Below are 26,666 nucleotides of genomic sequence, written 5' to 3'. Positions count from 1 at the left end.
ATGGCTCTTGCACTGGTCAATTCCTTCGCCCCGCCCGTCCGCCATGATCATGATGGCCGTTCGGACACGCCGATCATCGACGCCCGCAATGTGGCGGTGAATTTCAAGGTCGAGGACGGCATGGTCGAAGCCGTCAAGGACGTCTCCTTCCAGCTCTATCGTGGCGAGACCATCGCGATCGTCGGCGAATCCGGTTCCGGCAAATCGGTGACGGCGCGAACGGTGATGGGGCTCTTGTCGAAGCGCGCCGTCGTCTCGGAGAAATCGACGGTCGCCTATGACGGCAGCAATATCCTGAAATTCTCCGAGCGAGCGCGCCGCAAGCTGCGCGGCGACCGCATCTCGATGATCTTCCAGGAGCCGATGAGCTCGCTGAACCCGATCTATACGATCGGCAGCCAGATCGTCGAGGCGATCCGTGTGCATCGCCGGATCAGCAAGAGGGATGCGCAGAAGCGCGCGCTCGAACTGCTGGAACATGTGCAGATCCCCGATCCCGCCGCGCGGCTCATGCAATATCCGCATCAGCTTTCCGGCGGCCAGCGCCAGCGCGTGATGATAGCCATGGCGCTTGCCAACGATCCCGACGTTTTGATCGCCGACGAGCCGACGACGGCCCTCGACGTCACCGTGCAGGCGCAGATCCTCAACCTGATCCGCAACCTGCAGAAGGAGCTGGGGATGGCCGTCATCCTCATCACCCACGACCTGACGGTGGTGCGGCAGTTCTCGGATTACGTCTATGTGATGCAGTACGGCGAAGTGCGCGAGCACAACACCACCGAAGCGTTGTTTGCCAATCCGCAGGACGCCTATACCAAACATCTGCTCGCCTCCGAGCCGCGTGGCCAGGCCAATCCGCTGCCCGAAGGGTCGGATGTCATTCTCGATGCCAAGGGCGTGCGCGTCTCCTTCATGATGCGTCACGGTACCTTTCTCAAGCCGGCGATGCGTGAGCTTGTCGCCGTCGACAGCCTCGACCTGACGCTGCGCCGTCACGAGACGCTGGGGCTGGTCGGCGAATCCGGCTCCGGCAAGACGACGTTCGGCCAGGCAATCCTGCGGCTGAACACACCCGACAGCGGCGAGATCAGGTTCGACAATCAGCCGATCCACGGCCTGTCCAGGTCCGAGATGCGGCCATTGCGCGCCCGCATGCAGGTGGTGTTCCAGGATCCTTTCTCATCGCTCAACCCGCGCATGACGATCGGCCAGATCATCGAGGAGGGGCTGGTCGTCAACCGGCTGGGCGCAACCAAGGGCGAACGGCAGGACCGGGTGCGCGAAGCGCTTATTGCTGCCGGCATGCCGGGCAATATCCTGTCGCGCTTTCCGCACGAATTTTCCGGCGGCCAGCGCCAGCGCATCGCCATTGCCCGCGCCATCGCGCTGGAGCCGGAATTCATCCTGCTCGACGAGCCGACATCGGCGCTCGACCTTTCCGTCCAGGCGCAGATCATCGAACTGCTGCGCAAGCTGCAGGACGAGCGCGGCCTGAGCTACCTCTTCATCTCCCACGACCTCAAGGTCGTCAGGGCGCTCTGCCATCGCGTCATCGTCATGCAGCATGGCAAGATCGTCGAACAGGGTCCTGTCGACGAAGTACTATCCCATCCCAAGACCGCCTACACCGAACGGCTCGTCAAGGCCGCTTTCGAGGTAGCATGATTATCGAATGCCGGAGGCTATAATGGCAGGAAATCCCAAAATCACCTTTATCGGAGCAGGCTCCACCGTCTTCATGAAGAACATCGTCGGCGACGTGCTGCAGCGGCCCGCGCTGTCAGGCGCGACGATCGCGCTGATGGATCTCAATCCGCAGCGGCTGGAAGAAAGCGCCATCGTCGTCAACAAGCTGATCTCGACGCTCGGCGTCAAGGCGAAAGCCGAGACCTATTCCGACCAGCGCAAGGCGCTTGCCGGCGCCGATTTCGTCGTCGTCGCCTTCCAGATCGGCGGCTATGAGCCCTGCACGGTCACCGATTTCGAGGTGCCGAAGAAGTACGGGCTGCGCCAGACGATCGCCGACACGCTCGGCGTCGGCGGCATCATGCGTGGGCTTCGCACCGTGCCGCATCTCTGGAAGGTCTGCGAGGATATGCTCGCCGTCTGCCCCGAGGCGATCATGCTGCAATATGTCAACCCGATGGCGATCAACACCTGGGCGATATCGGAGAAATATCCGACCATCCGCCAGGTTGGCCTTTGCCATTCGGTGCAGGGCACGGCGATGGAACTGGCCCACGACCTCGACATCCCTTACGAGGAAATCCGTTACCGCGCGGCCGGCATCAACCACATGGCCTTCTATCTCAAATTCGAGCATCGCCAGCCGGACGGTTCCTACCGCGACCTCTATCCCGATCTCGTGCGCGGCTACCGCGAGGGCAGGGCGCCGAAGCCCGGCTGGAACCCGCGCTGCCCGAACAAGGTGCGTTACGAGATGCTGACGCGGCTTGGCTATTTCGTCACCGAAAGCTCGGAGCATTTCGCCGAATACACGCCCTATTTCATCAAGGAGGGCCGCGAAGACCTGATCGAGAAATTCGGCATTCCGCTCGACGAATATCCGAAACGCTGCATCGAGCAGATCGAGCGCTGGAAGGGCCAGGCGGAGGCCTATCGTTCGGCCGACAAGATTGAGGTCCAGCCGTCGAAGGAATATGCCTCCTCGATCATCAACTCGGTCTGGACCGGCGAACCCTCGGTGATCTACGGCAATGTCCGCAACAATGGCTGCATCACCTCGCTGCCTGCCAATTGCGCCGCCGAAGTGCCCTGCCTCGTCGACGCCTCCGGCATCCAGCCGACCTTCATCGGCGACCTGCCGCCGCAACTGACCGCGCTGATCCGCACCAATATCAACGTCCAGGAGCTAACGGTGCAGGCGCTGATGACGGAAAATCGCGAGCACATCTACCACGCCGCGATGATGGACCCGCATACGGCAGCCGAACTCGACCTCGACCAGATCTGGTCGCTGGTCGACGACCTGCTCGCCACCCACGGCAACTGGCTGCCGGAATGGGCACGCACGACCCGCAAAGTACAAGCCGCCTGATCCCCTCTCCCGGGTGAGGCGTCAAGAAGCCCCGCGGTCGCAACAACCGCGGGGCTTTTTGCGCGTGTGGGGTGGGGCGCTTTTTCGATTAAGGTGCCGGCAGGCCATCGGCTGTTGCGCAGGCGAGATGGCGATACGTCGGATTGGCGGAGTTCTTGCCGGGCGACTTGAATTAAACACAGTCCGACGCTATCTAACGGTCATCGGCGTTGCTGGTGAGTGCTCCACGCGAGCGTTCGCGACTGCCGAAATCGCTTATCTGCTTTTGACCACGGATGTACTGGCACTGGTGTGAGAGCGATGTTGGAAAGGTCGGTGCGATTTCGCCCCGGCCTTTTTTATTTGCCCGTTAGCCAGGGCGGCAAGTGTCCCCTCAAACGACATCGGTGTCGTCTCCAACAAGGTTGGCTGCGTCTTCAGGGCTCAAACTGGGTCGGCCCCATCGTCGAACTTCCCGCAAGTTCCGATGGGTTATGGCAGCAAACTTCTCCATCGGGCAGTCACCGGTCAGTTAGACGGTTCGATCTGCTACGACTGGACCCCGAAGGGTTGGTCGTTGTGTTTCGATTAAAGGAAAAGCGATTGTCGGTATGAACGCCCGACAAAAAGGGTGCCCTCTGTCAGGCCGCTCGTTCGCTTGCCCGGTGAACGGTTCACTCGGCGGCTTGCCGGAGAGGGTATTCTTCTGGGAGCTCCACCAGAGCGATGATCTCGAAGTCTGCGGGCATAGCGTGCTGATCGGTTCCCAGGAGCGCCAGCGTCCAATAGTCAGAATCCTCCCCGAAGACCGTGGAGACCCGAACGATCGTCGGTCGTCCGTCGAAATATTTCGAGGACTTCGCCCAGTAAAATGCATCCGGAACCAAACTCGCTGCAATCATGACGCCTACTCCCGTGACCTGTGGATGATAGCGGAAAACCTGGAAATGAGAATGCCTCAGCTTGTCCAGGTCGTCATCGGGTGGATAATGATCACCCGTCGATCTACCCGGCTTCCAATTCCTCGCACGACGACCTTCCAGCGCAGAGACGCGGCACTGCTCCGAAGCCGCCGTTCGTCGTCGGGCAGAGCCTTCAAATGGGCGGCTCGACTTTGCTGCCATCCAGTCCGGCTAGTCCGCTCATTCAGGCGGTTCCGAGGCACTGACGGAGGTTCGAAGCGCGACTAGAGTCGTTGCGGTTGTAGCTTGGTGTTCTGATCGAGAGCCACACCTGAATAGAAATCCGATTCCACACTGCGCATCTACGGTAGGGCCGCCGTTTGCCGCCGGCGCTGACGTCACGTACTGGCGCTGACCCGCGTGCATCCCCTTGCCTCGGGCGCCGCTTATCAAGCGTCATCCCTGCGAATGGTCGATAGCTATGCTGCAGATGGATATATGCTCTGACGACGGCAGTCTGGCTGCCTCGGAACTTTTGATCTCGCCAGTCTGTTCGGACCGTTGAATGGAGGAGCTGACCATGTCCAAAAAGAATAATGCCCCATCACAGGGGGGCAATCTTAGAGAGCAGCCTGTCAATCGCCCTGACCGTAAGGAAGCGCCACCAGAGACTGACGATCACAAACCCCCCGCTCGAGATACGAGGGAGGCACCGGTGCCCAACCCAAACGGCGAGCCTGTCGACTAACCTTAGCAACTGCCGGACCCTCGTGAAGCAACTTTAGCGGGTTCGTTGTCTGGAACAACGACGATCCAACCGTCTCGCGATGCCATCACCGATATCGCACGTTATTGGCACGGCCGGAGGCGGTCGCTCAGCGTTCATGAAATTGATGCGAAGCTGCTTCGTACTGGCAGTCTGACCTCACGATCAATCAGTTGCCCCAGCCAATTTGGAACCGATCAAAACGAACCTCGCTCAACGGCTGGTTGGAGGGGCCTAGCCTTACCGAACGAAGAACGAGACGAAGCTCGGGGGAATAGTATTGTTCAAAAATAATCGGAGGCAATCCCGTCAGTTCGAGACGGCTGTTGACGGCCCAAACTTTGTAGGAACAAGACGCGATAGCTTCTTCTCCCCAGCCGTCGAACCTAATAATAGTAGCGCCCGAAACGGATTTTTGGCCATTGATGAAAAGCTTAGTCTCGGATTGCCAGTTCTTCTTCTGTGGTAGATCGTCTAACGCGATCGCATTCGCGTATTTCAGCTCATGCGTCCCGCTGGCACTAACTCTCTTTTCGACGAGCAAGGGGTGCAAATATACAGCCGACACCGGCTGCAGTGAACGGTTACGCTCCATCAGCCGTTGTTCGGTGAGACCCGGACCGTCCGGCTTGTAGAACGCGGAAAAGAAAGGCACTTCTCTGGTAAGCAGCACGCCCTGTTTGGTTTCTTTAGCGCTCAAGCAATTGCCAGAGGCGGGCGCCGCCAATGTTAGTCCAACCAACAGGGACGACAAACTTCTCAGCAAGATCGACATTCCAGATATCCCTCATCGAGACTGTGATGCTTTTGGCCTGACCCGATGTCACAACGACAGCATGAACACCCGATCTGCCAACGCGATGCAGTACCTGCGATCCGTGGGTGGTAAACGCGGTGAGGTCGCGTCGGAGCCGTGACCGAGTCACGTAACGGGCGGAACTAGTGGCGCAGGATCTCGCCGCCGGCATCCATGAACACCACGCGTTGCGCGACCTTGCGGGCAAAGCCCATTTCGTGGGTCACCGCATGCCTTCCTCCGCGACAGCGACCGACATTGGATCGAACGCCGAGGTTGGTTCGTCGTAAACAGCCAGGCTGTGTTTCTAAAGCGGTCGAAACACTGTCGATGGGCTAGTAACCGCCTATCTCACCGCGAACTGGGCCTATCCCCTGCGGCTGTGCATAGGTTGTGTTGTCCGATCCGCTAGTTGCGCATCCTGAGAGTGTCATGAGGACGATTGCTGCTGCGGCCAAAATGTTTTTCAGAGGCACGGCGTTCTCCGATCATGGCAGGCTGCCCAGGCCTCAAGGGCCACGCCGAGGACTTTCCGTTAAATTACCTATAATGGCAAGCGCGTGGTTAGCTGGCGGCAAAGTAGCGATACGGCCTCTTCAAGCGTCTCCCTGACTAGTCACTCGGCGGTGAACGCCCTGACCCGAGTTCTTAGGGGCGTGGTCGGCCAGCGCAGAAAACCTGGTTCCTGCTGACCAGCAGGAACCAACCGCTTCAGAAATCTGCCCCCTCAAAGTCAGCGATAGTCGATGCCGCAGGAGCAACGACCCGACGGGGATCGATGCATCCCCGACCAGCACGTCAGATGGTGGCCTTTGGCCTCAATCAGGCAAACCACGCACGAAGCTGAGCGAAGAACCCGTCTGGTTTGGAGCCTGACATCTTCCGCAAACGGCGAGCGACGACTGCCGCGCTGACGCGTTCACCGAAATGGCAGAAGCACACAAGATCATGCAATTGCTCATCGCTGAGTTCGAAGAACCGTTTGGCTTCTCCATAGCTGTCATTTTCCATTCCTGCCGCCCGCAGCATGGGATCAGCGAATGCAACGGAGATCGGGGTGCCGTCATCCCTGAGAGCAAGCCGATCGGCAATCGGCTGATATTCGGTTTCGTGAAGTGTCTTGAGGAACGGTCTGGGGCTGCTTTCGAGACTTTCGGCCCATCGTTCAAGGCGCTCGCGCCTGGTCATTTCAAGGCGCTTGCAGGTCGGGCTGACCGTTGCGATGCTTTTCAACTGGTCTAATGCGTACTGTTCCATTTCGGCCTCCTATCTCCGGAAAAATAGATGGTCCGCCTCCCGAAAACAGCGTCGCTCAGGTCGCAGCCGATGTCCAATCACGATTGAAAACGCCGCTCGTCGACGTATGCGTAATCGCTTGAGGCGCCTTTGCTTCGGACTGATTCTCTTCTCATAAAGTTTCTCCGCCATGTCATACCAAGGCAACCAGACAGGGTTCGGTATGAGGCGACTTCGTCGCGCCGCACTCGTGGCCGACGGCATCTGGACCTGGTCGCTGAGGCAGGAACCAATTGTACTTCGCGCGATCGCTTAAATCCCCGACCCGTAGAGCTCCTGGTCATCGTCGCCTTGCCAAGGGGAGGGCATCGAGGTGCGATTGGCCGAGGGCATCGGCATCCAACACTTCAATTCCGGCTCGGCATATTCGATGATGTGCCCGGGCGAGGAATCAGAGGCGCGCCAGCCTTCTCCAGCGAACTGATCGCCATTCGACCAATAGGCGAGGTCAACTTCCGCCGGCCCCTGTTCGGACGGGCGAATCGTGACGAGGATCCGGCTACCGTCTCTCGGTGCGCTTGCCATGTCGCGCCAGCGGTCTGTGTCGTCCATCGTTTTTCCTCCTGCCTCGCTACAGGTTGCGAGTGTCGCCTCGCCATCGGGAGCGGTCAATTGAAAGTTTGGAGAACCGATCGTCTTCGACGCTTCCGGTCAGCCGACCTTGATCGGCGACCTGCCGCCGCAACTGACCGCATGTGATCCGTACTTCTCGCGGCGACTGATTGCCCGAATCGGCCCGCACGGACCGCAAAGCCCAGGCCGCCTGAAGCCCTCCCGCGGCTGAAGTGGCAAAGCGCCCCGCGGTGGCGACAACCGCGAGGCGACGTGAATTCTGACAATATTAATAGGGTACGTGGGAAGGGGTATTCCGCGTTTTCAAAAACTCAAGACGATGCTGTGTGCGGGAGCGGAACATATCGTCGTGGTCTTATCGAACAACGTCTGCAAGATCGGGCGCTCTTCGAACGGACCCCTCACGAAAAATGGACGAGCTACAATTGTGTTAAAGCAGTAATCGTAATATCAACCACTGCTCAATCAAAGGTTGGTGAGTCATGAAAATTGGAAGGCTAGGAGTGTTCAGAACGGGATTTGCCGTTGATGTCTTCGTCTTTCTTGTAGGCGCGTTCGGTGCGACTTTGCTTTCCAGCTTTATAAATACGTCGTGGTGGGCTTATCTCATTATCGCCACCGTCGTGACTGGATTGTACGCGTTCGTGCGATGGAGCCTTCTGACGCCGCAACGTATCGCGCTGTTAGCGCACACCACGCTGTCGGACACGCTGGCCGACGCCGCCGCCTCCTACGGCGTCGCTGACCTGTACAATATGCAGAAATCCGAGGACCAGAACCGCCGCAACAGTGATACCGTGGTCACGATAAACAAGGCCCAGACCATGTCACTGGCAGCGAACTCTGGGGCGTCATATCTGTCGGTCGGATTGCAACGCCATTGGCCAGCCGTCAGGCTCCGTTTGTCCGAACGGGTTCCCTTCAAAGTCATCCTGCTGGATCCATTTTGTGAGGAGCGCTCACTGAGAAACACCGTCAACGCCGCGGGTGAACGGGACGACAGCAAATTGCCAATGGGCGATATCATCCGTGCTTCCAACGAGTTTCCGCATCTGGAAGTTCGATTTGCCGATAAGGGGATGACGTGCAGCGTGTTCATCACGCAGGAAGAAGCCTACTTCGACCCATATCATCTCGCGGAGGACGGCGGCAGGATTTCCAATCGGTTCATGTGTCTCAAGATGAGCAAGACCGGCGTACCGCAAGGGATATCGAACTACGAAATGATGCGCCGCCATTTCGACACGCTCTGGATTGCTTCGACGCCGCTGGTAAACTGGCTGGATCAGAACGAGGAAAAGATGGCTTCGCTCCCCGAACTTCGCGTCCAAAAAAGATTCCCGGTCTGATGCGCGCTATCCTGAATTTCGAGCATCAATGCACCTTGAAATGTGACTGGTGCTACGTACCTTTCGTTCGGGATAGACCGGATTTCTCGGTAACACAAAGGGTATTGGCCCGCCTCCTTGAGCACGGAATCACGGAGATAACGATCGGCGGCGGCGACCCGACATCCTATCACGAATGGCGTGATCTTGCTGCCAGCGCCAAGATGGCGGGTTTGTTCGTTCACCTGGACACCAACGGTATCGGTCTTCGCCGTAGCGCGAGTGTCAAAGACGCTTTGCGGTCCTACGTCGACCTGCTTGGCCTACCGATCGACGGACCCGATGCCTCGATTCATGGATTGGTAAGAGGGCAACCCCGGCATTTCGATATTGTCATCGACCGGATGAGTTGGCTCGGGGAGCTTGGCCTAGATATCAAGATCAATACGGTTGTTACGAAGGTGAACGCTTCCACTCTGCTGCAAACTGCCGAGCTCGTACGTTCGCTCGCCCCGACAATCTGGAGCGTCTACGAGTACTGGCCGCTGTCTTTTGGTGGGACCAACCGGGAACAATGGGATGATCCGGCCGGAAGTCTAACTTTTGCCCTCGCCCGTCTGCCTCGCGAACTTGGGAAAACCCGCGTCGAGATAAACCGACGGCACGTACGACGGCTTACCTATCCGATCGTCGCCCACGACGGTGAAGTTTACATTCATTCAGCTTCAGATATCGACCGGTTCCAGCCGCTTGGCTCGATCTTCGACGACGGTGTGCTCAGCAGGGCCTTTTCGTCATGCACAGATGAGCGGGAAGAAGCTCGGAGCCGATATACAAGGCCGAACGACGTACAAGAAGCTTTGTGAAAGGTAGAATAGATGACCAAGTTTTTTGGTGGCGGCGCAAAGATCTTGTCCTGTTCTCAGTTTCGAATTCGAGCGGAAGGATCGATCGCGTCGTTGTGGGGACAAATGCAATCGTCCGGCGGGGGTCAGCAGGAACGATCCCGTCAACACCTTATTCGGTTGAGCGGAAAGTCGTAACAAAGCAACGATGCGGGCTTGGAGGTCGTGCCGATTTCCGAGAGGTCGATCCACGATCCGGGGGCCAAAATCGGAGATTATCAGTGGGGAGGTAGCGCTGTTCATCCGGCTCTTCGAGAAGAAGGCCGTAAAGCAACTGTGGGATGTTTAGTTGGAACCGATCGAGCAACGGGAATCGGCATCTATCTCGTAATGGCTAAGGGTAATTTTAGATGCGTCGAATTCGAATTCTTCAAGTCGGTGATATTCATTATCCGGACTGGCAACTGGTACCGAGCGAAATCGACGCGAAGGATCATAAGTTCGCGCCAAACATTTCGGAGAGTCTTCGAAGCTCAGCCTTTAGAGCGGTGTTGCGGAAGCTTCGTCACCTCGCTTCATCAGAGACGATGAACGGGGTGGTCTTCGTTGGTGACTTCACCTCTCGCGGCAAGTCGGAGTTCCTGGAAGGTGCATTCCGTCATTTCTCACTCCTCTGCCGTGGTAGTGGTGCAACCTCACAAACAACCCCTTTGCTCTTCGTCCCGGGCAATCACGATGTCGATCGTAAGGATGCGCTCGAATTAGGGACTATCGAGAAATTTCGGAACATAAGTCAGCTGGCGGAGAGATTTGGCTGGCAGCCTGTGCCGCTGGATCGTCCAGTTTCCGTTGTCGTGGGTAGGAGCGGCAGCAGCATGGAAATCCTACTCGTGAACACGTCGGTAGGGAGTTGGGAGTTGCAGAACCTGCCGAAGTTTTTGAGAGACAAGTTAAGAACTGAGGACTGGTCTACTCCTATCGATCTGGGCAGCTCCTCGTCGATCGACGACGGACCTGCCGCGCCCAACATCGCCGCATCCCCCGGGCCGCCCGGCGACCTACTGGATCAGTATTATAATCAGCTTGACACCCCATATGTGTCTGCAACCATGCTCACCGCTCTGATGGAACACCTCCTGCAACCGGGGAGAGCGTTCGGCGTGATTGTCGGTCATCACAATCTTCTTCCACAGAAAACACCGCGAATCTCTCCTTATGCGGAGATGCTCAATGCGGGATTCGTGCGAACACAAATCCTTTCTGCCAATAAACCGATCTTGTATCTGCATGGTCATATACATCAGGATCCGATCGAAGTAGTCAGCGATCCTCGGAAGCCCGGCAGTCAGCTCATATCGATTTCAGCGCCTGAAATTGGCAGTGGGTTCAACGAGATCATCCTCTTCATCACCGATCAAGACGATCTCATTGGCGTAAGGGTAATCCCTTACAGGACTAGGCCGGGAGACGGAACGCTCGTGGAGGAGGAGCATTGCTTCGTACCCACATCCTTGAACTCGCGAACGTTTCTCGACGAAAGCACTTTCGCTCTTCTCCGCCGGCTCAAGGAATACCGCACGGAGCGAAATCGGGATCTGCTGTTCTGGAACGAAGTTGCCGAATTGGTACGGTCGACCCCGGTGGCTAACGCGTTGGAGGATGCTCTCATCATGCTTCACGCCTCCCGTGAGATCGACATCCATGGCCTGAACAGATCGAATAGGGACTGGCGTATTCAAGTGAAGGGCAAGTAGATGCAAAATCCATTCGGGCCGAACCGCATTGAGTACGAAAGCCGCCCTGTCCTCTGGTTCAGTGAAAAATCCGCAGACATTTCTAAGGCGGCGAAGCCAGTCTTTGTGGCTGGCACGCGCGGCAGCGGGAAGACCAGCATTCTGCGCTCGATGTCTACACTCCATATTCTTGACGACCGGAATCTTCTGGAGCAGATCGGCTCTCTGCATTGGTACGGGGTCTTTTTTCAGCTCAATGAAACATTCTCGCCTCTTATCGACAACGCTGTCCTCTCGCTCGTTCCCGAACCCATCCGTCTCGATCCAGAGGCCGTCAGGAATAGACAGTTCGTAATTTTCTCACACTATCTCGAACTGAAAATCGTGGAGCGCCTCCTGGAGACACTCGGTTCGCTTCGGCGTGATGGAAATTTGGCCTATTCCGCGACCGACGACCGAGACATCGCGCTTCGAGTTCATCGGGAGGTACTGCATTTTCTCAATTTCGAGGGGAGACCTGAGTTCTTCGGGCTCGATGAACTCAGGTCGCTGATCTCGAGATATATCGAGAAATGCTTTAATGCCTTTTTCATGGGCGGCACCGGAACGAAGTCCCCTTTCTTCGCGACTGATCCCGGGTCGATCCTGAGCCGGGTGGTAATAGCAGTGTCTCCGTTGATTGCTGGGCCCGCCTTCTCGGCAGATCAGCCGATGAAGTTCAAGATAATGATAGACGACTGTGAGGTGCTTACCCCACTCCAGCAGCAGTTCCTCAACACGATCGTCAGAAAAACCCGAGGCGAGGTCAAATGGGTGCTGGCCTATATTGGTGGCCTCTACGATACCATCCGGACGATCATCCCTGGTCAGTCCCTATCTAACGCCGATCGAGACGTCGAAAATCTGGACTCGGCAACGGACAAGGAGTTCGCAAACCTCTGCCAAAATGTAGCTTCTTTGCGCCTGTTCTACGCGTTGCCCGACAATGCGCGGGAAGGTCTGAAGGTTAACGATCCGCTTACCGCATTCTCGCTGAGGCGGCGGCTGGGAGTTCTCTCGCTCAACCAGATCATCGAGAGGGTAATCGAAAGCGCTAGCCCCGAGAGCTCCGAAGGTCGGCAAAAACTGATCCGAATTGCGGAAGACGCTCGGGAGTTCTTCGACCTTCACATGACGCGATCCCAAATTGGCCAACTTGCCCCGAACTTCAAGGCGCGCCCTTATGTTGAAGGGCTGGCGCTTAGCCAGATTCCGGAGGAAGATCGCGAACGACGCGCACGCACGATCGACGTGAAGGCATTTCAACGAACTATTGCCAGAAAGCAGAGCTGGGCTTTCCTCGAAGCCTGCCGCATGCTTCGCCTGCACGAATACCCCTATGTGGGCCACCAGATCATCATCCAGCTGAGCGACCTGTGCATCCGGGATTTTCTCGATATCATGGGCGAGATTTACGTCCGGGCAGTCGGGGCTAATGCAAGCCACAGCCGTATCCTGGATTTTATCAATTCCGAGATCGAGATCCCGATCGAGCAGCAGCGGCAGGCTGTTATCTCCGCTTCGGAGAAAAAGCTTCAGGGACTGGAGTCGCTTGCCCAGCCTTTCGAGGAGGAGAGTGTGCGTATGGTGCGCGCACTTGGCAGGCTGACTACTAAGCTGCAGACCGAACTAGACGAAAATCAACTAATTGGAACGACAGAGCGAGGCCTGTTCAAGATCAATCGCGGTGAGCTGCGCACGATTGCGATGAAGATGGAACTTCCAGACAGCAAGATCGATGAGGTCCTCAAACGCGCGGAGAAGGACGGGTTCATCCGGGAAGTGTCGGATCGAGGTAAACTCGAAACTCCCTATCACAACCCGGACGCTACCGAGGTGACAGTGCGGCTTCATCGGCGCTTTGCGCCACATTTCCGGTTCTCCTACCGTGGTCCGTATGTGGTCAACGTGATTCCAGCAGGACGCATTGTGGAGCTTCTACTCACCCGCACGCAAACGCCGGAGGACTGGGCCGACGCGGTCTTCAGGGAATTGTATCCCCCAACAGAGAACTGGATTCGTCATCAAGGGTCCCTGTTCGATGATGGAGACAATAATGTTCAATGATCGCTTCGGCGTGTACGGAAACATAGCGATCGCTGAATGCCTCACCGAGAACAGCGTTTCAATAAGGGCCGACATTGCGATCATCGCTCTTGGATGGGAGACCCGGTGTGCCGCGCTGGAGCGGCATGTGTCATTGTCCGTCAAGCAGGTGCTTGTGCTTGATTTTGCCCTCGCGGACTCAGGAGACCCCGCGATTGAAGAAAATAGAAGAAAGCTTCGGGAGATGTCCGCGCATTGCCGCGCCGAGCTTACCGAATTGGTTCTTCATCAATCCATAGACTACCAACGCAACATAAATACCCTGCAAATGACCCTCGCCGAACTCGGCCGCAAGATCGGGACATACCATGGGTCGCTGCGGCGGGTGTTCGTTGACTGCTCAACGATGCCGCGTATCTACATGCAGTGGCTTATAGCACACGGTCTCGGAACTGGAGCGATACATGCCATGGATTTTGGTTACGCTGAGGGGACCTACGAGAAAGGAGGCGATCCCGCCGTCTTCTCCAGTCAGGTTGATAGGTACGAAACCGTGCCCTTGCTGGAGGGCAGCGGTGGGATCGGTGAAGAAAAACTGCTTTTGGTCGGACTGGGAGGCGATGCCGACATGTTCTACGGACTTGTGAACGAATTCAGTCCAGAGAGGGTCTCTGTCCTAGTACCACGCAGCGGCCTGCATTCAGAAGTTGACCTTCTGCTCAATCAGCAGGTAGCGAAGGTCAAGGAGATGTATCGTCTTGAGGATGCCGAGGTGTCCGACGTCCCTGCATTCAGCCTTTCCTCTCATCTGGACGTGCTCAGGAGCTATGTGAAGGGCGCTGGTGAACGTGCAGTCATCAGCGTTTTCGTTGGTGGCCCCAAAGTCCAGGCTATTGCATCCGCCGTCTTTGCATGCTCGGACAAAAGGGTTCAGGTGAAAGCGCGTATCCCCAAGCACTATCCCCGGCGCGAAGTACCTGCGAATGGCCGCTACCATATTTACCGACTAATCGATCTAACTTCTCCAGCGTGCAGTCTACCAGATACGTGGTGAGCGAAGCAGGATGGGTGCGGATAGAGGGGGATAGGTGCCTCAAAAACTCAGTAACGGAACCAGTAAATGTTTTTCTTTTCCGTACTCCGCTACGGTGTGTACGTAAGGGCCATGCTTTTCGACAAGGGCGCTTACATTTTTGTTCTCGACGAGCCACCTCTCACAGCCTTTGATGGAAGGGCCGCCGAGATTGATCGAAAACTCGTGACCGTGATATGAGAACACGAAGTACGTTTCGGGATGATCGGTTAGAAGCAGATCGTATCCGAATCCGAACTGCACCCACTTTTTCATTTCCGGATGCTCCATTAGTGTTTCTTCTGGGAAGTATGCTCTGTAGTGATAGGGCCAGTTCTTAAAGTTATTCCCGAAGCGTGCCCATTTCCGGATGTTGTCGTAATGTCCCATGGAAATAAGATCTCGCGCATCTGGAACGCCGGATGTCAAAGCAAACCTAGCAAATATCGCTTCGAACGCCATCTTCGCCAGAAAACGTGACATTTGTCTCTCGGGAGGTCTGACGTACATCGGAAAGACAAAAACGTTCTTTCGTATAAGAAAAGTGCCCATGCGCCTCAAGCGCTCGAATTCTCCTCGTTGGTTTTCTTTGAGCGGGACTATTTCGATTTTACCGGAATCAGAATTCCTCCGCATTCCGACCGCGATATCAGTCCCGTAGGCATAACCGCGCACGAACGGCATCTTTCGCCGCTTAGTGGGTGTTTGATATTTGGCTCTGAGGTTTTGAAAAGAAATGTGATTTAAGATCGGTGCTTCCACACCACATGAGAAGTAATTGTTGCAGGGGTCACAGACGATACCTTTCGGTAGGACATGACGCCCCGATATATTACCTAATGATTCAGGAACGATATGCTCTACGCTGTTAAATCTAGCGCTCGAACTACGGCAGAAGATCACGCGACAGGCGTTCCCAAATGTCGACCTCCTTCCCAGATTGAAGTACCTTCTGTCCCGCCTAGAACCTAGAGTCTGCCATCGCGCCAATTGGAGCAAACCGGAAAATAGGCGATTCAGTGCGTTTGGCATAAAGTATAAACAGCGCGATTCTGAATCGAGGATTTAATGCATGCTAGAGAGCTTTCAGCCTTCGGCCTATCTAGGCAGATTCGGGGTATCGGCAGATGATCCTGGATACATCTACGTTATAAGATCTCAATCTCGTTGGAAAATTGGCCGGTCAACTGGAAAGCGTGATCGTTTAAGGCAGGCGAGGACTTGGATTCCGGATGGTGAGGTCGTGGGTATCAAGCCGTTTTGGAACCATCGAGCCGTGGAGAAGTATCTTCAGCTCGGCTTAGCTATGTTTTGGTACAAAGGCGAATGGTACGACTTCGGCGACGATGAATTTGAAGAGTCATTTATAGAGGAGTTCATCGCCTTCGATGACGTCGATATCAGCCGCAATTCAATCGATTTTATCTACTTTATGAACTCTTCGGGGATGAGCGAATATACCTTTGAGTTCTCGCAACGAAAGGTTTCCAAAGCGAGTTTTCAACGCGAAGAGAGTGTCAATCGCGGCGGAGACGGTAAATAGATCCCTCCCAACAACTGTGAACGTGTAGCGCCGCTATGTGTTCTTTGCGCATGCACGCTGCGATTCGAACCCATTCAATTAGCGCGAGCGGTTCTCCGGTCTTGAGTTATGTCACAACGATCTCTCCAAATTGCCGCCGAGCCGCGTTTCGCGCCGGGTGACGGACGCAGGCCTTCGCCGCATCTCCCCCCAGTGCCTACACCGCCGCACTAAAATCCGCCGCCAGCACCGCATCCTTGAGCGCCCGCGAATACTCATGCTGCGGATCATCCAACACCGCTCGCGCCTGTCCGCGTTCGACGATTTCGCCTTTGCGCATGATGATGATGTTGTCGCTGATGTAATAGGCGGTGGCGAGGTCGTGGGTGATGTAGACGATCGAAAGACCGAGTTCGTCTTTCAGGCGGCCAAAGAGATTGACGATCGCCATGCGCAGCGAGGCGTCGACCATGGAGACTGGTTCGTCGGCCACCAGCAGGCGGGGTTGCGGGATCAGCGCGCGGGCGATGGCGACGCGCTGAAGCTGGCCGCCCGATAGTTCGTGGGGGAACCGGCCTTTCACTTCTTCAAGGGTCAGGCCGACATGGACGAGGGCTGCATCCGCCATCTTCTCCGCCTGCTGCCGGTCCGGCCGGTTTCCCGAGAACGAAAAATTCCGGGCCGTCTCGAAGAGATAACGATCGACACGTTTCAGCGGATTGAAGGCTTCGAAGGGGTTCTGCAGAACCGGCTGGACCTCCTTCATGAAAGCCGTGCGTTCGGCTCTGCTGTGGATGGCGACGGTCCTGCCGCTGAATTGCAGCTCGCCTTCCGTTGGTTCGGTCTGACCGAGGATCATCGCCGCGATCGTCGATTTTCCCGATCCGGATTCGCCGACGATCGAGAGGATCTCCGGCTCCGCTCCCAGTTCGAAACTGACGTCCTTGACCGCCGTGATCAGCCGCCGGCCGAGCATGCCGCCCTGGCGGTAAACTTTAGTGACATGCGAGAGGCTAAGAAGAGCGCTCAAACCGGATCTCCCGTAACGGCAAAACACGCCACCCGCCGCCCCGGCTCGACGGTGACGAGCGGCGGAACCTTCTGCGAGCAGATCTCCATGCGCTTCGGACAGCGCGGGTGGAACCGGCAGCCTTCCGGCGGCATGGCGAGGTTGGGGGGGCGGCCCTCGAGCGAAGGGCGGGCCGTCGCATCGCCGATCCGCGGCAGGCTGCCGACGAGGTGCTGCGTATAGGGGTGGAGCGGTTTGCTGAAGAGCTTGGGGGTCGGCGCTTCCTCGACAAGACGCCCGGCATAGACGATGCCGATGCGGTCGGAGACCGTCGCGTGAACCCCCATATCATGGGTGACGAACAGGAAGGACGAGCCCATCTCGCGCTGGATTTCGCGGATCATCGACAGCACGTCGCGCTGAACGATGACGTCGAGCGCGGTCGTCGGTTCGTCGGCGATGATGAATTCGGGCGTCAGGATGGTGGCCAGCGCAATGGTCATGCGCTGGCGCATGCCGCCGGAGAGTTCGTGGGGATAGGCGTCGAGCAGATGCGGATCGAGCTTCAGCCGCTGCAGATGGGTGGCGACCCTTTCGAAAAACACCGGGCCGCTGACCTTCATGTGGCGAAAGGCGAAATCGGTGAAGGAATGCCGGATCCGGCGCACCGGATTGAGCACATTCATCGAGCCCTGCATGATATAGGACAGATGCTTCCAGCGCAGCGCCAGCCGATCCTCCGGCTTCATCGCGTAGATATCCTGGGTGCCGCCGTCGAAATGGAATGTCACTTTACCGGACACGACCCGCAGCGGCGGCCGGATCGCGCCGGCGATGGTCTTGATCAGGGTGGTCTTGCCGCTGCTCGATTCACCGGCGACGCCGTAGACCTCACCGCGGGCGATGGTCAGGCTGATATCGTCGACGGCACGCACCTCGCGATCGACGCCGAAGAGGAAGGCACGGTAATAGGCTTTCAGATTCTCAATTTCGACCAAAGGATCCATACTAACTTCCCATCCGGTTCAGCCGGCTGCGCGGATCATTGTATTCGTTCATCGACATGGACAGCAGGAAGAGCGCCAGGAAGAGGACGACGATGACGGCGACGGGGGCGGCCACCCACCACCATATGCCTGATATCAGCGCTGAATGGGCATTGGCCCAATAGATCATCATGCCCATGGTCGGCGTCTCGATATCTGTGAAGCCGAGCACCGACAGGGTGATCTCCATGCCGATCGACCAGATCATGTTGTTCATCGTGGTGGCAAAGACGATCGGCAGAACATAGGGCAGGTGCTCCTCGACGAGGATCTTGCGCATGCTCATGCCGGAATAGACGCTCTGGGTGGTGAAGGATCTGGTCTTCAGGCTGATCGCCACCGAGCGGATGAGGCGCGCGTCATAGGACCAGCCGAGCGAGGCCATGATGAGGATCAGCGCCGTCCAGGTCATGCTGTCCTTCAGCACAAAATAGAACAGGATCAGCAGCGGAAATTGCGGGATGACCATGACGCTGTCGTTGATGGCCATCAGCACCCGGTCGACCGCGCCGCCGGCATAACCGGCGACGAGGCCGACGACCAGCGAGATGATGCGTGAAATGACGGCGACGCCGATGCCGAAAAACAGGGTGTTCCTGAGCGCGGTCGTCAGTTGCCAGAAAACGTCCTGGCCGCGCGACGTCGTGCCGAGCCAATATTCGCCGTCCGGCGGCATATCGGGCGGCAGAAGATAGATGTCGGTCGCGCTGTAAGGCGAGAAATAGGACACCACTATCAATGCGACGATGACGGCAAAGAGCAGCAGGCCGCTGAGGAATTCCATATTCTGGCGCGCGAGGTCGCGGACGATCGTAAACATGCTCTATTCCACCTTGATGCGCGGGTCGATCAGCGGGCTCAGAATGTCGATGATGAACACCGCGGCGGCAACGCCGACGATCGACAATGCGCTGAGGCCGAGCACCAGGCTGTAATCGCCGGCATGCACTGCTTCGATCAGCAGGTTGCCGATGCCCGGATAACCGAAGACGATTTCGGTGATGACCGTGCCGTTGAAGATCGCGCCGAGCGACATGGCAAGCCCGGTGAACTGCGGCACCATGGCATTGCGGGCGATATAGGAGCGCAGGATCTTCCGCTTCGGAACGCCGCCGAGCTCGGCGAAGACGACGTAATCCTCGGTGATGATGTTGGAAACGAGCGCGCGCATGCCGATCAGCCAGCTGCCGGCGCCGACCAGGATCAGCGACAAGGCCGGCAGGATGGAGTGCTTCAGAATATCGAAGACGAGGGCAAAGGAGAGATCCAGATTGGCGTTCATCTCGTAGCCGCCATTGATCGGCAGCACCGGCCAGAGATAGCCGAACACAATCAGGAGCACGAAGGCCAGAATGTAATAGGGAATGGGAAGCAGGGCGATGAAGACGAGGCTGACGGCCTTCAGCACCATGTCCTTCCGATAATAGCCGGCGAGTGCGCCGAGCGCATTGCCGAGCACGAAGGTGATGAGGGTCGACACCGTCATCAGCCCGATAGTCCAGGGCAGGGACCGTAGGATGATGGTGGAAACGGGCGTGGGAAAGGCCGATAGCGAGGGACCGAGATCACCGGTCGCAAGCCGCAGCCAGAAATTCAGATATTGCTGCCAGATCGAGCCCTCCATGCCGTAAAGCTCGCGCAGCGACTGGCGCATCAGCTCGATCGCATTCGGATCGGACTGCCCCATCTGGGTGATGGCGCCTATGCTTTCTTCGACCGGATCGATCGGGGTCAGGTGGGTGACGAAGAATGTGATGGTCACGCCAAGGAATACGACAAGCAGAAACTGACCGAACCGCTTCAGCACAAAGATCAAATAGGACGTCATAGGGCGGTGGTTCCTCTCTGGTTCCCTTCATCAAGTGGAAAGGATCGACGGACATGCCACATGCCCGTCGATTAGGGGGCCGGCGCGCAACACTCGCGCCGGCGTTGGGAGGATTATTTCGGTTGTGCCGGCTTGAGCTTGACCATCATCAGCCTGGAGTTGGCCCAATTCGGCACCGGATCGGTATAGGGATCTGATATCGTCGGATAGCCGGTCCAATAGGTCGTATCCATCGAGGTGAAGACGTTATACGACATCAGCGGGATCGTCGGCATTTCGCGGGCGACCAGCTTCAGATAATCCTTGCCGAGCTCCATGCCCTTGGGATCGTCGGCGCTGATGCCGCGGATGCTCTCGATGATCTTGTCGAGCTCCGGATTGCTCCAGCGCTGCCAGTTGCGCGGCGGCTGGTTGTCACCCTTCTTGGCCACGAACTGCGAATGCCAGCTATCGAGGAAGAAGGAGAGATCGGGGTCGCCGCCCCAGGTTTCGACGCTCCAGGCAATCGCCACCTGGAAATCGCCGGGCTGTAGCGCCGTCTGCCAAAGCTTCGCGGCCGGCACGGCTTTGGCGTCGATGCCGAAGGCCGCCCATTGCTGTGCGATCAGGGTTCCGGCGCGGGTGAAGACTGAGCGCGTGTCGCCTTCCACCGTCATCCGGATCTTGAAGGGCTGTCCATCCGGGGTCAGCCATTTGCCGCCGGATTTCTTGAAGCCTGCCTTCTCCAGCAGTTCGCCGGCAGCCTTCGGATCCGGTTTCCACCAGCCATAGCCGAAGGCACCGCTGATTGCCTCAGGATCGCTCGGGATCTGGTCCTTGAACTTCGGCTGCTTGCGCAGGATATCGGCGATCTGTTGCCCGACCGTCGGGTCATAAGGCTTGATCTTGCTCTTGCCGGTATCGATCTCGAAATTCTTCAGCCAATCCTGCATCGGCGCCTGATAGTCCTTCATCGTGGCCGCCGTCGGCGGCACGCCGAGCGCCGAAAGTGTCGCCGCCCCGCGGTAGCTCGCCATATCCACGGCCTTGATGTCGATCAGCAGGGCAAGCGCCCAGCGTACATCGGCGTTGTCGAAGGGCGGATTCTGGGTGTTGAAGATCACCGCCGGAAGTGTCGGATCCGGATGGGCGAACGGAAAGCCCGGGAACCAGGTTTCGATCGACTTGGATTTTTCCTTCAACGTGAACATGCCCTCAGGCGTGTTATCGTGAATGATATCGAGATTGTGCTCGAGCTGCGCGATGGTGCGTTTATCCGGCGGGCCGGGATCGGTATAGGTCACGTATTTCGGGGCCGGCTCGCCGAAGCGGGCAAGCGATGTCCGCTGCCAGTCGTCACGCTTCTCCCAGGTATACCACTTGCCCTGGGGGTCGTAGGACTTGAGCTTGTAGGCGCCGAGCGAAACGGGATTGGCGAAATCATAACGAAGCGGATCTTCGACTTTCTCGAAGACATGCTTGGGCATAATCCAGGCGCCGTTCCAGCGAACGGTGAAGAGGGCGTGGAAGCGCGAGTTGGGCTTCTTCAGCTTGAACACGACAGTCGAGGGGTCGGTCGCCTCGACGCTTGCCACCTGCACCGAGAAGGCAGCACTCCAGACCATGCCGGGGTGATCCATCTGCGTCTTCACGGTATAGACCACGTCGTCTGCCGTGAACTCCACGCCGTCGCTCCAGAAGAGCCCCTTGCGCAGTTTCACGGTCATCTCGGTGAAGTCGGCATTATATTGCGGCTTGTCGGCAGCCAGAGAATTATCCCAGGTCGCGCCGCCAAGTCCTTGTTCGGGGTCGATATACCAGAGCGTATCCATCGTCAGCTGCTGCAGGCCGGTCGATACGCCGCCGCCGCCATTGACCCAGATGTTGAACCAGCCGGGATTTTTAATCGTCCCTTCCGGATTTTCGACGATGAGCGTCTCCTTGCGCGGCAAGGAGGTGTATTCTTGGGCTCCGGCCACTGCGGTCAGGCCGAACGTGGCCAGCACGAAGCCGAATGCAAACCTCTTCCACTTTTGCATGAACTCCTCCCTTGAAAGCGATCATGCCGCGGCCGCAAAGGCACGCATGGGCACGTCGCGGTTGTCGGTCCGCAGAAGCCTCAGGACTTGAACAGTCAGGTCCAGGACCTCGGTGAACCATCCCTCCGGCTCCCTGCCTCCTCGCAGCGAGCCGAATATTTTCAGCCGAAGGCGCCCCAATGGGCTACCCGGCGGCAGCTGTCACACCGACAGCCGGATGACGTTGTAGGAGAACGGTTTCAACGCTGCCCGCAACCGTCCATCCTCGATCTTTCCACTCTCGACATTGACGGGGGTGACCGTCTGCGGCCGCGCTGCCGTGTTGACGGCTTCCAGATCGCCGTGGGTCATCTCCACCTGCTCGACCACCCGGGCATTTGCGAAGCCTTCCAGCCGCACATCGAGATCGAGCGCCGTGCTCGGATGGCGGTTGACGGCAAAGAAGGTCAGGGTCCTGCCATCCTCGGAATGGACTGCCGATACGTCGAGATAGGGAACGTCGTTCTCCTCGTCGCTGTCATAGGTCGGGCCATCGACGACCAGCTGCAGCGCCGTTCCACGGCCATATCTGGAGGCGTAATAGAACGGGTAATAGATGGTCTGGCGCCATGCCGCACCGCCGTCCTCGGTCATGATCGGGGCGATGACGTTGACGAGCTGCGCGATGCAGGCGATGCGCACCCGGTCGGAACGGCGGATGAAGGTGTTCAAGATGCCGCCGACCTGCAGCACGTCCTCGAAATTATAGATGTCTTCCAGGAGATGCGGCGCGTCCGGCCATTCGTCGCGCGCCAGGATCTCCTTGTCCTGCTGGTTGGAATGATACCAGACGTTCCATTCGTCGAAGGAAATGCCGATCGTCTTCTTCGAGCGTTTTTTCGCCTTGATGTAGTCGATCACGCCGCCGATCGTGGTGATGTAACGGTCGAGCTTCGTCGCCCGGGCGAGATAGTTGAGGGTATTTTTCTCGCGGTTGGCAAAATACATATGCAGCGAGATATGGTCGGCGCTGTCATAGCACTGCTCGAGAACCTGGGCTTCCCACTCGGGATAGGTCTTCATATCGGAATTGGACGAGCCGCAGACGACGAGCTCGAGCGACTTGTCGAAGCCGCGCATGGCCTTCGCCGTCTCGTCCGCCAGCCGGCCATATTCATAGGCCGACTTGTGGCCGACCTGCCAGGGGCCATCCATCTCGTTGCCGAGGCACCACAATTTGACATCGTGCGGATTGGACCAGCCGTGCTTGCGGCGCAGATCCGACCAGTAGGTGCCGCCGGGATGATTGCAATATTCGAGGAAATTGCGGGCGGCATCCAGGCCGCGTGATCCGAGATTGACGGCGAGCATCGGCTTGGTATTGGCCTTCTTGCACCAGTCGACGAATTCGTTGACGCCGATCTGATTGGCTTCGCGGGTGCGCCAGGCAAGGTCGAGGCGGACCGGGCGCTCGGCACGGGGGCCGACGCCGTCTTCCCAATTATAGGCCGAGACGAAGTTGCCGCCGGGATAGCGGCAATATGGCGTGTCGAGCTCACGGACGAGATCAAGGACATCCTGCCGGAATCCGTCCTCATCGGCCGTCGGGTGACCGGGCTCATAAATGCCCCCGTAGATCGCCCTGCCGAGATGCTCGAGAAATGAACTGTAGAGCCTGGAATCAATGGTCGCGATGCGGAAATCGCGATGAACCACAACGTTCGTCTTCAACGGATCCTCCCGTTTATATATCAGGTATTTTGTTTTCTTGCCTCTAACTTGATATCAGGAATGTTGTTCTGTCAACCAAGTTGCGACTTTAATCATACTAATGTGGAGTTCAGCAAAAACGTTTTGATTACAGATGTTTGGGAGATTTTTTCGGTGATCCGAACTGGAAAGAATTGTGATATTTAAATCAAGATTTCCGATTTTGATTTTTCAGACATGCAGCCGCATGATGATGTCGCGCCCGTGATTTCCGAAGCCGCGGCCGAAAATATTCACGCCGCCGGTATGGCCGGCATTTTCCGCGATGCCGACCCGGAGCCGGATTGAGGAGTGCTGGGCAAGGGCGAGGTCGCTGAGAGTGACATTCGATGCGGCGATACCGTCGATGAAGGTTCCGCGCGTCGAGATCCGCCAGGTCTTCATCATTCCATATTGCGAGCCCTCGAGCTTCCACCATGCCGGCGTGAAGGCGCCGCGCTTGTCGCCGTAGTCGCCTGGAGACGTCCAGGTTCCGATCGCCATGCCGTTGACCCAGAGCGTTATGTCCGAGGGCCAGTCCGGATTGGTGCCGGGCACCTCAGACGACAGCTCCAGCGAAAACTCTATAGCGCGAATGTCCTTGTTCAACACCTTGGCATTGTTGGGGAATTTATATTCCACATAGCCCCTGCCGAACCAGACAAGCCCGGCCTGCATGCGCTGCGGATCGAGGAAATAGTCGGGAACATCGAGGGGGCCGATGACACTCTCGGTGGAGCAAAGACCACAGGGCGCATGGACGTCACAGCTGGTGTAGAGCCCAACCGGCATCTCGACTTCGATGATATTATTGGCCCTTTGGGCGGCACTTTCCTCAAAGCTGATCAGAATTTCGCTGTAGATCGCCGAGCAGATCTTCTGGTTTCCCTTGCGCGCCTTCGTCAGCTGGGAATCGACAAGCCGGGCGTCTTCCAAAATCTGGATCCCGGTGGCGACAGTCGATTGAGGAAGAGAAAGAGCACGCGCGATATCGTTGATATTCATCGGTCCTTTGGCGCAGAGCAGCTTGAGCATCTCGAGCCGCGCCGGCGCCGAAAGCGCGCGTATCGCATCATTATTCTCGCCGGCGGCAATCGTCAAAAACGAGCGTTCCATCATTCCCCCAGTATTTCCGATGAAATGATGTATATCGGAAATTCTGATACATCAAGTGGGAATGATTGGGTCGAGCGTGCCTGACCTGGATGGTTTAGAGTTCTGCGATGCGAGGGTGTTAGTGGTCCGTCCACGGATTGATGATCTGCAAGCCTATTCCCTCGAAATCGGACACATTGCGCGTTGCGAGTGAAGCGCCGCGCGAAATGGCGATGGCTGCGATCTGCGCATCGAACTGGCTGATCGGCCTGCCAGCTTTGCGGCGATCGGTGGCAATGATGGCATAGACGTCTGCCGCGTCACGATCGAATGGCAGGACACGGCCACTCATGTCTTCATTGAATATCGGCAGGACTGCCGCCTCGAGATCATTCCGACGCCGCCCGTGAGGAAGGAGGCGCAAGCCATATAGAATTTCCGCTTCGGTAATCGCGGTCGTGAATACCGATAGTGGATGTTGTGCCCCGAGCCATTCGATTACACCCACATTCGGCGCCGGCGTGAGCAGTTCCGAAATGACGTTGGTATCGAGAACGATCACGCGTCAAAGTCCGGTGCGTCCCGGATCGGCTGCCGGGGCGGAATTTCGAGCTCAACCCCTCCGACCGATTGCAAGCGAGCGCGAATGGTATCGGCGAGATTGCGCGCCGCCGGTTCGGTGGTCGCAAGTGCCGTACGCAGAATATCGCGTGCTTCGTCTTCCATTGACCGGCCATGCGTGGCGGCGCGAACGCGCAGCCGTTGCTTCAATCCATCATCGAGATTGCGGATCGTCATGCTGGCCATCATTGCCTCCATTCATCAATGATAGCATATAAATCATTGATTGCATATTCTCAAGCAGCGGTCGCGAGATGCGTCTCCGTCCTCAGCAACCGCATTCCGACCTTCATCATCTCACCCTTTGCCGGGGGCGGCATGGTCGATCATACCCAGTATGACACGACGTGGATCATCCGCTTCATCACCGCGCGCTACGGTCTGCCGGTGCTGCCGGGCGTCATCGCCCGCGACAAGCCGCTTGGCAATAACGACCGACCACCGATGGACGACTTGACCGCCGCGCTGGACCTGACGCATTGACCGATCACGAGCGGCCCTGGCGCTGATCGGGCCGTTCTGTCCCAATTTTGCTGTCAGCGCCGCAACAGCGGCCGCAGGGCGGCCTGTGTTTCCTTCAGCAGCGGCAGATAGCGGTCCTTCATCTCCGCGGCCGGGACGAGGGCGGCCGGCGCGCCGATATTGATCGCCGCGACCGTTTCGCCGCGCTCGTTGTCGACAGGCACGGCGATGGAGCAGAGGCCGAGCTCCAGCTCCTGGTCGATGATGGCGTAACCCTCAGTGCGGACCCGACGGAATTCGGCGATCAGCTCGTCCGGCTTGGTCTTCGTATTCGCTGTGTTTTGCTTCAGTTCGCTGCGAGCAAGGATCGCGCGCGCCTCGCTCTCGCTAAGGGCAGCGAGCAGCACGCGGCCCATCGAGGCGCAGTAGGCGGGCAGGCGGCTGCCGGTGGTGAGGTTGATCGACATGACGCGGCGCTGCGAGGCGCGGGCGATATAGACGATGTCGGTGCCGTCGAGCACCGAGGCCGAGGCGCTCTGGCCAGCCTTTTCCGAGAGATGATCGAGATGCGGCTGCAACAGCGCCGGCAGCGGCGTCGCCGCGAGGTAGGCGTGGCCAAGACGCAGGATCTTTGGCGTCAGCGTGAAGAACTTGCCGTCATAATCGGCATATCCAAGCTCGGCGAGCGTCAGCAGCGAGCGGCGCACGGTGGCGCGGTCAAGCTCCGTCAGCTTCGAGGCCTCGGCAATCGAAAGCCGCTGCCGCGTTTCACCGAAAGCTTCGATCACCTTCAGGCCGCGGGCAAAGCCGCTGACAAAATCCGTTTCGCGCATGGGTCGGGTTATTGATGCTCTTTTGGTTTGGCGCTTGCGCAGTTTTCTAACGACAGTTTCTCTGCGTC

The 26,666-nt window shown here is 57.7% G+C and carries 23 protein-coding genes and 2 pseudogenes; 9 read left to right on the top strand and 16 right to left on the bottom strand.

Annotated elements, in window-relative coordinates; translation table 11 throughout:
• Together RWK44_RS19030 and RWK44_RS19025 are read left to right on the top strand one after the other, a co-directional pair.
• Positions 1-1,668, top strand: a complete 1,668-nt coding sequence (locus tag RWK44_RS19030) for an ABC transporter ATP-binding protein (RefSeq protein WP_025397801.1) — start codon at positions 1-3, stop codon at positions 1,666-1,668.
• A gap of 22 nt (positions 1,669-1,690) precedes the next feature.
• Positions 1,691-3,061, top strand: coding sequence for an alpha-glucosidase/alpha-galactosidase (locus tag RWK44_RS19025; RefSeq protein WP_222025925.1), 1,371 nt, complete (start codon positions 1,691-1,693; stop codon positions 3,059-3,061).
• Positions 3,062-3,714: 653 nt separating this feature from the next.
• Here RWK44_RS19025 and RWK44_RS19020 read toward each other — a convergent pair.
• From RWK44_RS19020 to RWK44_RS19000, 5 genes and pseudogenes are all read right to left on the bottom strand, one after another.
• A complete protein-coding gene (locus RWK44_RS19020; protein ID WP_027665694.1) occupies positions 3,715-3,942 on the bottom strand; it encodes a hypothetical protein in 228 nt (75 codons plus the stop codon).
• A gap of 935 nt (positions 3,943-4,877) precedes the next feature.
• Positions 4,878-5,483: a hypothetical protein gene (locus RWK44_RS19015; protein WP_027665693.1), complete on the bottom strand. Its 606-nt coding sequence runs from the start codon at positions 5,481-5,483 to the stop codon at positions 4,878-4,880.
• A 185-nt stretch (positions 5,484-5,668) separates the two neighbouring features.
• A pseudogene (locus RWK44_RS19010) lies at positions 5,669-5,802 on the bottom strand (polar amino acid ABC transporter ATP-binding protein); the annotation flags it as partial.
• A 524-nt stretch (positions 5,803-6,326) separates the two neighbouring features.
• A complete protein-coding gene (locus RWK44_RS19005; RefSeq protein WP_131662358.1) occupies positions 6,327-6,761 on the bottom strand; it encodes a hypothetical protein in 435 nt (144 codons plus the stop codon).
• A 291-nt stretch (positions 6,762-7,052) separates the two neighbouring features.
• On the bottom strand, positions 7,053-7,352 hold the full coding sequence (locus RWK44_RS19000) for a hypothetical protein (RefSeq protein WP_020053044.1): 300 nt from the start codon (positions 7,350-7,352) through the stop codon (positions 7,053-7,055).
• A 524-nt stretch (positions 7,353-7,876) separates the two neighbouring features.
• Between RWK44_RS19000 and RWK44_RS18995 the strand changes: the two genes are divergently transcribed.
• From RWK44_RS18995 to RWK44_RS18975, 5 genes are all read left to right on the top strand, one after another.
• On the top strand, positions 7,877-8,722 hold the full coding sequence (locus RWK44_RS18995; RefSeq protein ID WP_316029257.1) for a hypothetical protein: 846 nt from the start codon (positions 7,877-7,879) through the stop codon (positions 8,720-8,722).
• Positions 8,722-9,567, top strand: coding sequence for a radical SAM protein (locus RWK44_RS18990; protein WP_316029256.1), 846 nt, complete (start codon positions 8,722-8,724; stop codon positions 9,565-9,567). The genes RWK44_RS18995 and RWK44_RS18990 overlap by 1 nt, the downstream gene beginning before the upstream one ends.
• Positions 9,568-9,956: 389 nt before the next feature.
• On the top strand, positions 9,957-11,300 hold the full coding sequence (locus RWK44_RS18985) for a metallophosphoesterase (RefSeq protein WP_316029255.1): 1,344 nt from the start codon (positions 9,957-9,959) through the stop codon (positions 11,298-11,300).
• A complete protein-coding gene (locus RWK44_RS18980) occupies positions 11,301-13,385 on the top strand; it encodes an ORC-CDC6 family AAA ATPase (RefSeq protein ID WP_316029254.1) in 2,085 nt (694 codons plus the stop codon).
• Positions 13,375-14,418, top strand: coding sequence for a hypothetical protein (locus RWK44_RS18975; protein ID WP_316029253.1), 1,044 nt, complete (start codon positions 13,375-13,377; stop codon positions 14,416-14,418). The genes RWK44_RS18980 and RWK44_RS18975 overlap by 11 nt, the downstream gene beginning before the upstream one ends.
• 39 nt (positions 14,419-14,457) lie before the next feature.
• Here the strand turns inward: RWK44_RS18975 and RWK44_RS18970 are convergent, their stop codons facing one another.
• Positions 14,458-15,120, bottom strand: a complete 663-nt coding sequence (locus tag RWK44_RS18970) for a hypothetical protein (protein ID WP_316029252.1) — start codon at positions 15,118-15,120, stop codon at positions 14,458-14,460.
• Between the two features lie 388 nt (positions 15,121-15,508).
• Between RWK44_RS18970 and RWK44_RS18965 the strand changes: the two genes are divergently transcribed.
• A complete protein-coding gene (locus RWK44_RS18965) occupies positions 15,509-15,979 on the top strand; it encodes a GIY-YIG nuclease family protein (RefSeq protein ID WP_316029251.1) in 471 nt (156 codons plus the stop codon).
• Positions 15,980-16,175: 196 nt separating this feature from the next.
• Here RWK44_RS18965 and RWK44_RS18960 read toward each other — a convergent pair whose 3' ends face one another.
• From RWK44_RS18960 to RWK44_RS18920, 9 genes are all read right to left on the bottom strand, one after another.
• Complete coding sequence (locus RWK44_RS18960; RefSeq protein ID WP_316029250.1) at positions 16,176-16,988, bottom strand: ABC transporter ATP-binding protein; 813 nt, start codon at positions 16,986-16,988, stop codon at positions 16,176-16,178.
• On the bottom strand, positions 16,985-17,974 hold the full coding sequence (locus tag RWK44_RS18955) for an ABC transporter ATP-binding protein (RefSeq protein ID WP_077980212.1): 990 nt from the start codon (positions 17,972-17,974) through the stop codon (positions 16,985-16,987). Before RWK44_RS18955 ends, RWK44_RS18960 begins: the two co-directional genes overlap by 4 nt.
• A 1-nt stretch (position 17,975) precedes the next feature.
• A complete protein-coding gene (locus RWK44_RS18950) occupies positions 17,976-18,833 on the bottom strand; it encodes an ABC transporter permease (protein ID WP_131640760.1) in 858 nt (285 codons plus the stop codon).
• 3 nt (positions 18,834-18,836) lie between these two features.
• Entirely contained in the window at positions 18,837-19,841 is a 1,005-nt protein-coding gene (locus tag RWK44_RS18945) for an ABC transporter permease (RefSeq protein ID WP_025397817.1), read from the bottom strand.
• 113 nt (positions 19,842-19,954) lie between these two features.
• A complete protein-coding gene (locus RWK44_RS18940; protein ID WP_316029249.1) occupies positions 19,955-21,859 on the bottom strand; it encodes an ABC transporter substrate-binding protein in 1,905 nt (634 codons plus the stop codon).
• Positions 21,860-22,060: 201 nt separating this feature from the next.
• Entirely contained in the window at positions 22,061-23,569 is a 1,509-nt protein-coding gene (gene arfA / locus RWK44_RS18935; RefSeq protein WP_077980209.1) for an arabinosylfuranosidase ArfA, read from the bottom strand.
• Positions 23,570-23,779: 210 nt separating this feature from the next.
• Positions 23,780-24,706 carry an ArsR/SmtB family transcription factor gene (locus RWK44_RS18930; RefSeq protein WP_011655028.1) on the bottom strand — a complete coding sequence of 309 codons (927 nt, stop codon included), beginning with the start codon at positions 24,704-24,706 and terminating at the stop codon, positions 23,780-23,782.
• A 115-nt stretch (positions 24,707-24,821) separates the two neighbouring features.
• On the bottom strand, positions 24,822-25,244 hold the full coding sequence (locus tag RWK44_RS18925) for a type II toxin-antitoxin system VapC family toxin (protein ID WP_025397820.1): 423 nt from the start codon (positions 25,242-25,244) through the stop codon (positions 24,822-24,824).
• Entirely contained in the window at positions 25,241-25,489 is a 249-nt protein-coding gene (locus tag RWK44_RS18920) for a FitA-like ribbon-helix-helix domain-containing protein (protein WP_025397821.1), read from the bottom strand. Before RWK44_RS18920 ends, RWK44_RS18925 begins: the two co-directional genes overlap by 4 nt.
• 87 nt (positions 25,490-25,576) lie before the next feature.
• Between RWK44_RS18920 and RWK44_RS18915 the strand changes: the two are divergent.
• Positions 25,577-25,786 (top strand): annotated as a pseudogene (locus RWK44_RS18915) (alkaline phosphatase family protein); the annotation flags it as partial.
• Between the two features lie 53 nt (positions 25,787-25,839).
• Here RWK44_RS18915 and RWK44_RS18910 read toward each other — a convergent pair.
• Entirely contained in the window at positions 25,840-26,598 is a 759-nt protein-coding gene (locus tag RWK44_RS18910; RefSeq protein ID WP_025397823.1) for an IclR family transcriptional regulator domain-containing protein, read from the bottom strand.
• Positions 26,599-26,666: the final 68 nt, after the last annotated feature.

This window comes from Rhizobium sp. 25PS6, from assembly GCF_032464655.1.
Classification (GTDB): domain Bacteria; phylum Pseudomonadota; class Alphaproteobacteria; order Rhizobiales; family Rhizobiaceae; genus Rhizobium; species Rhizobium laguerreae.
The sequence above is the reverse complement of the archived record's forward strand: the minus strand, read 5'-3'. Positions and strand labels throughout refer to the sequence as shown.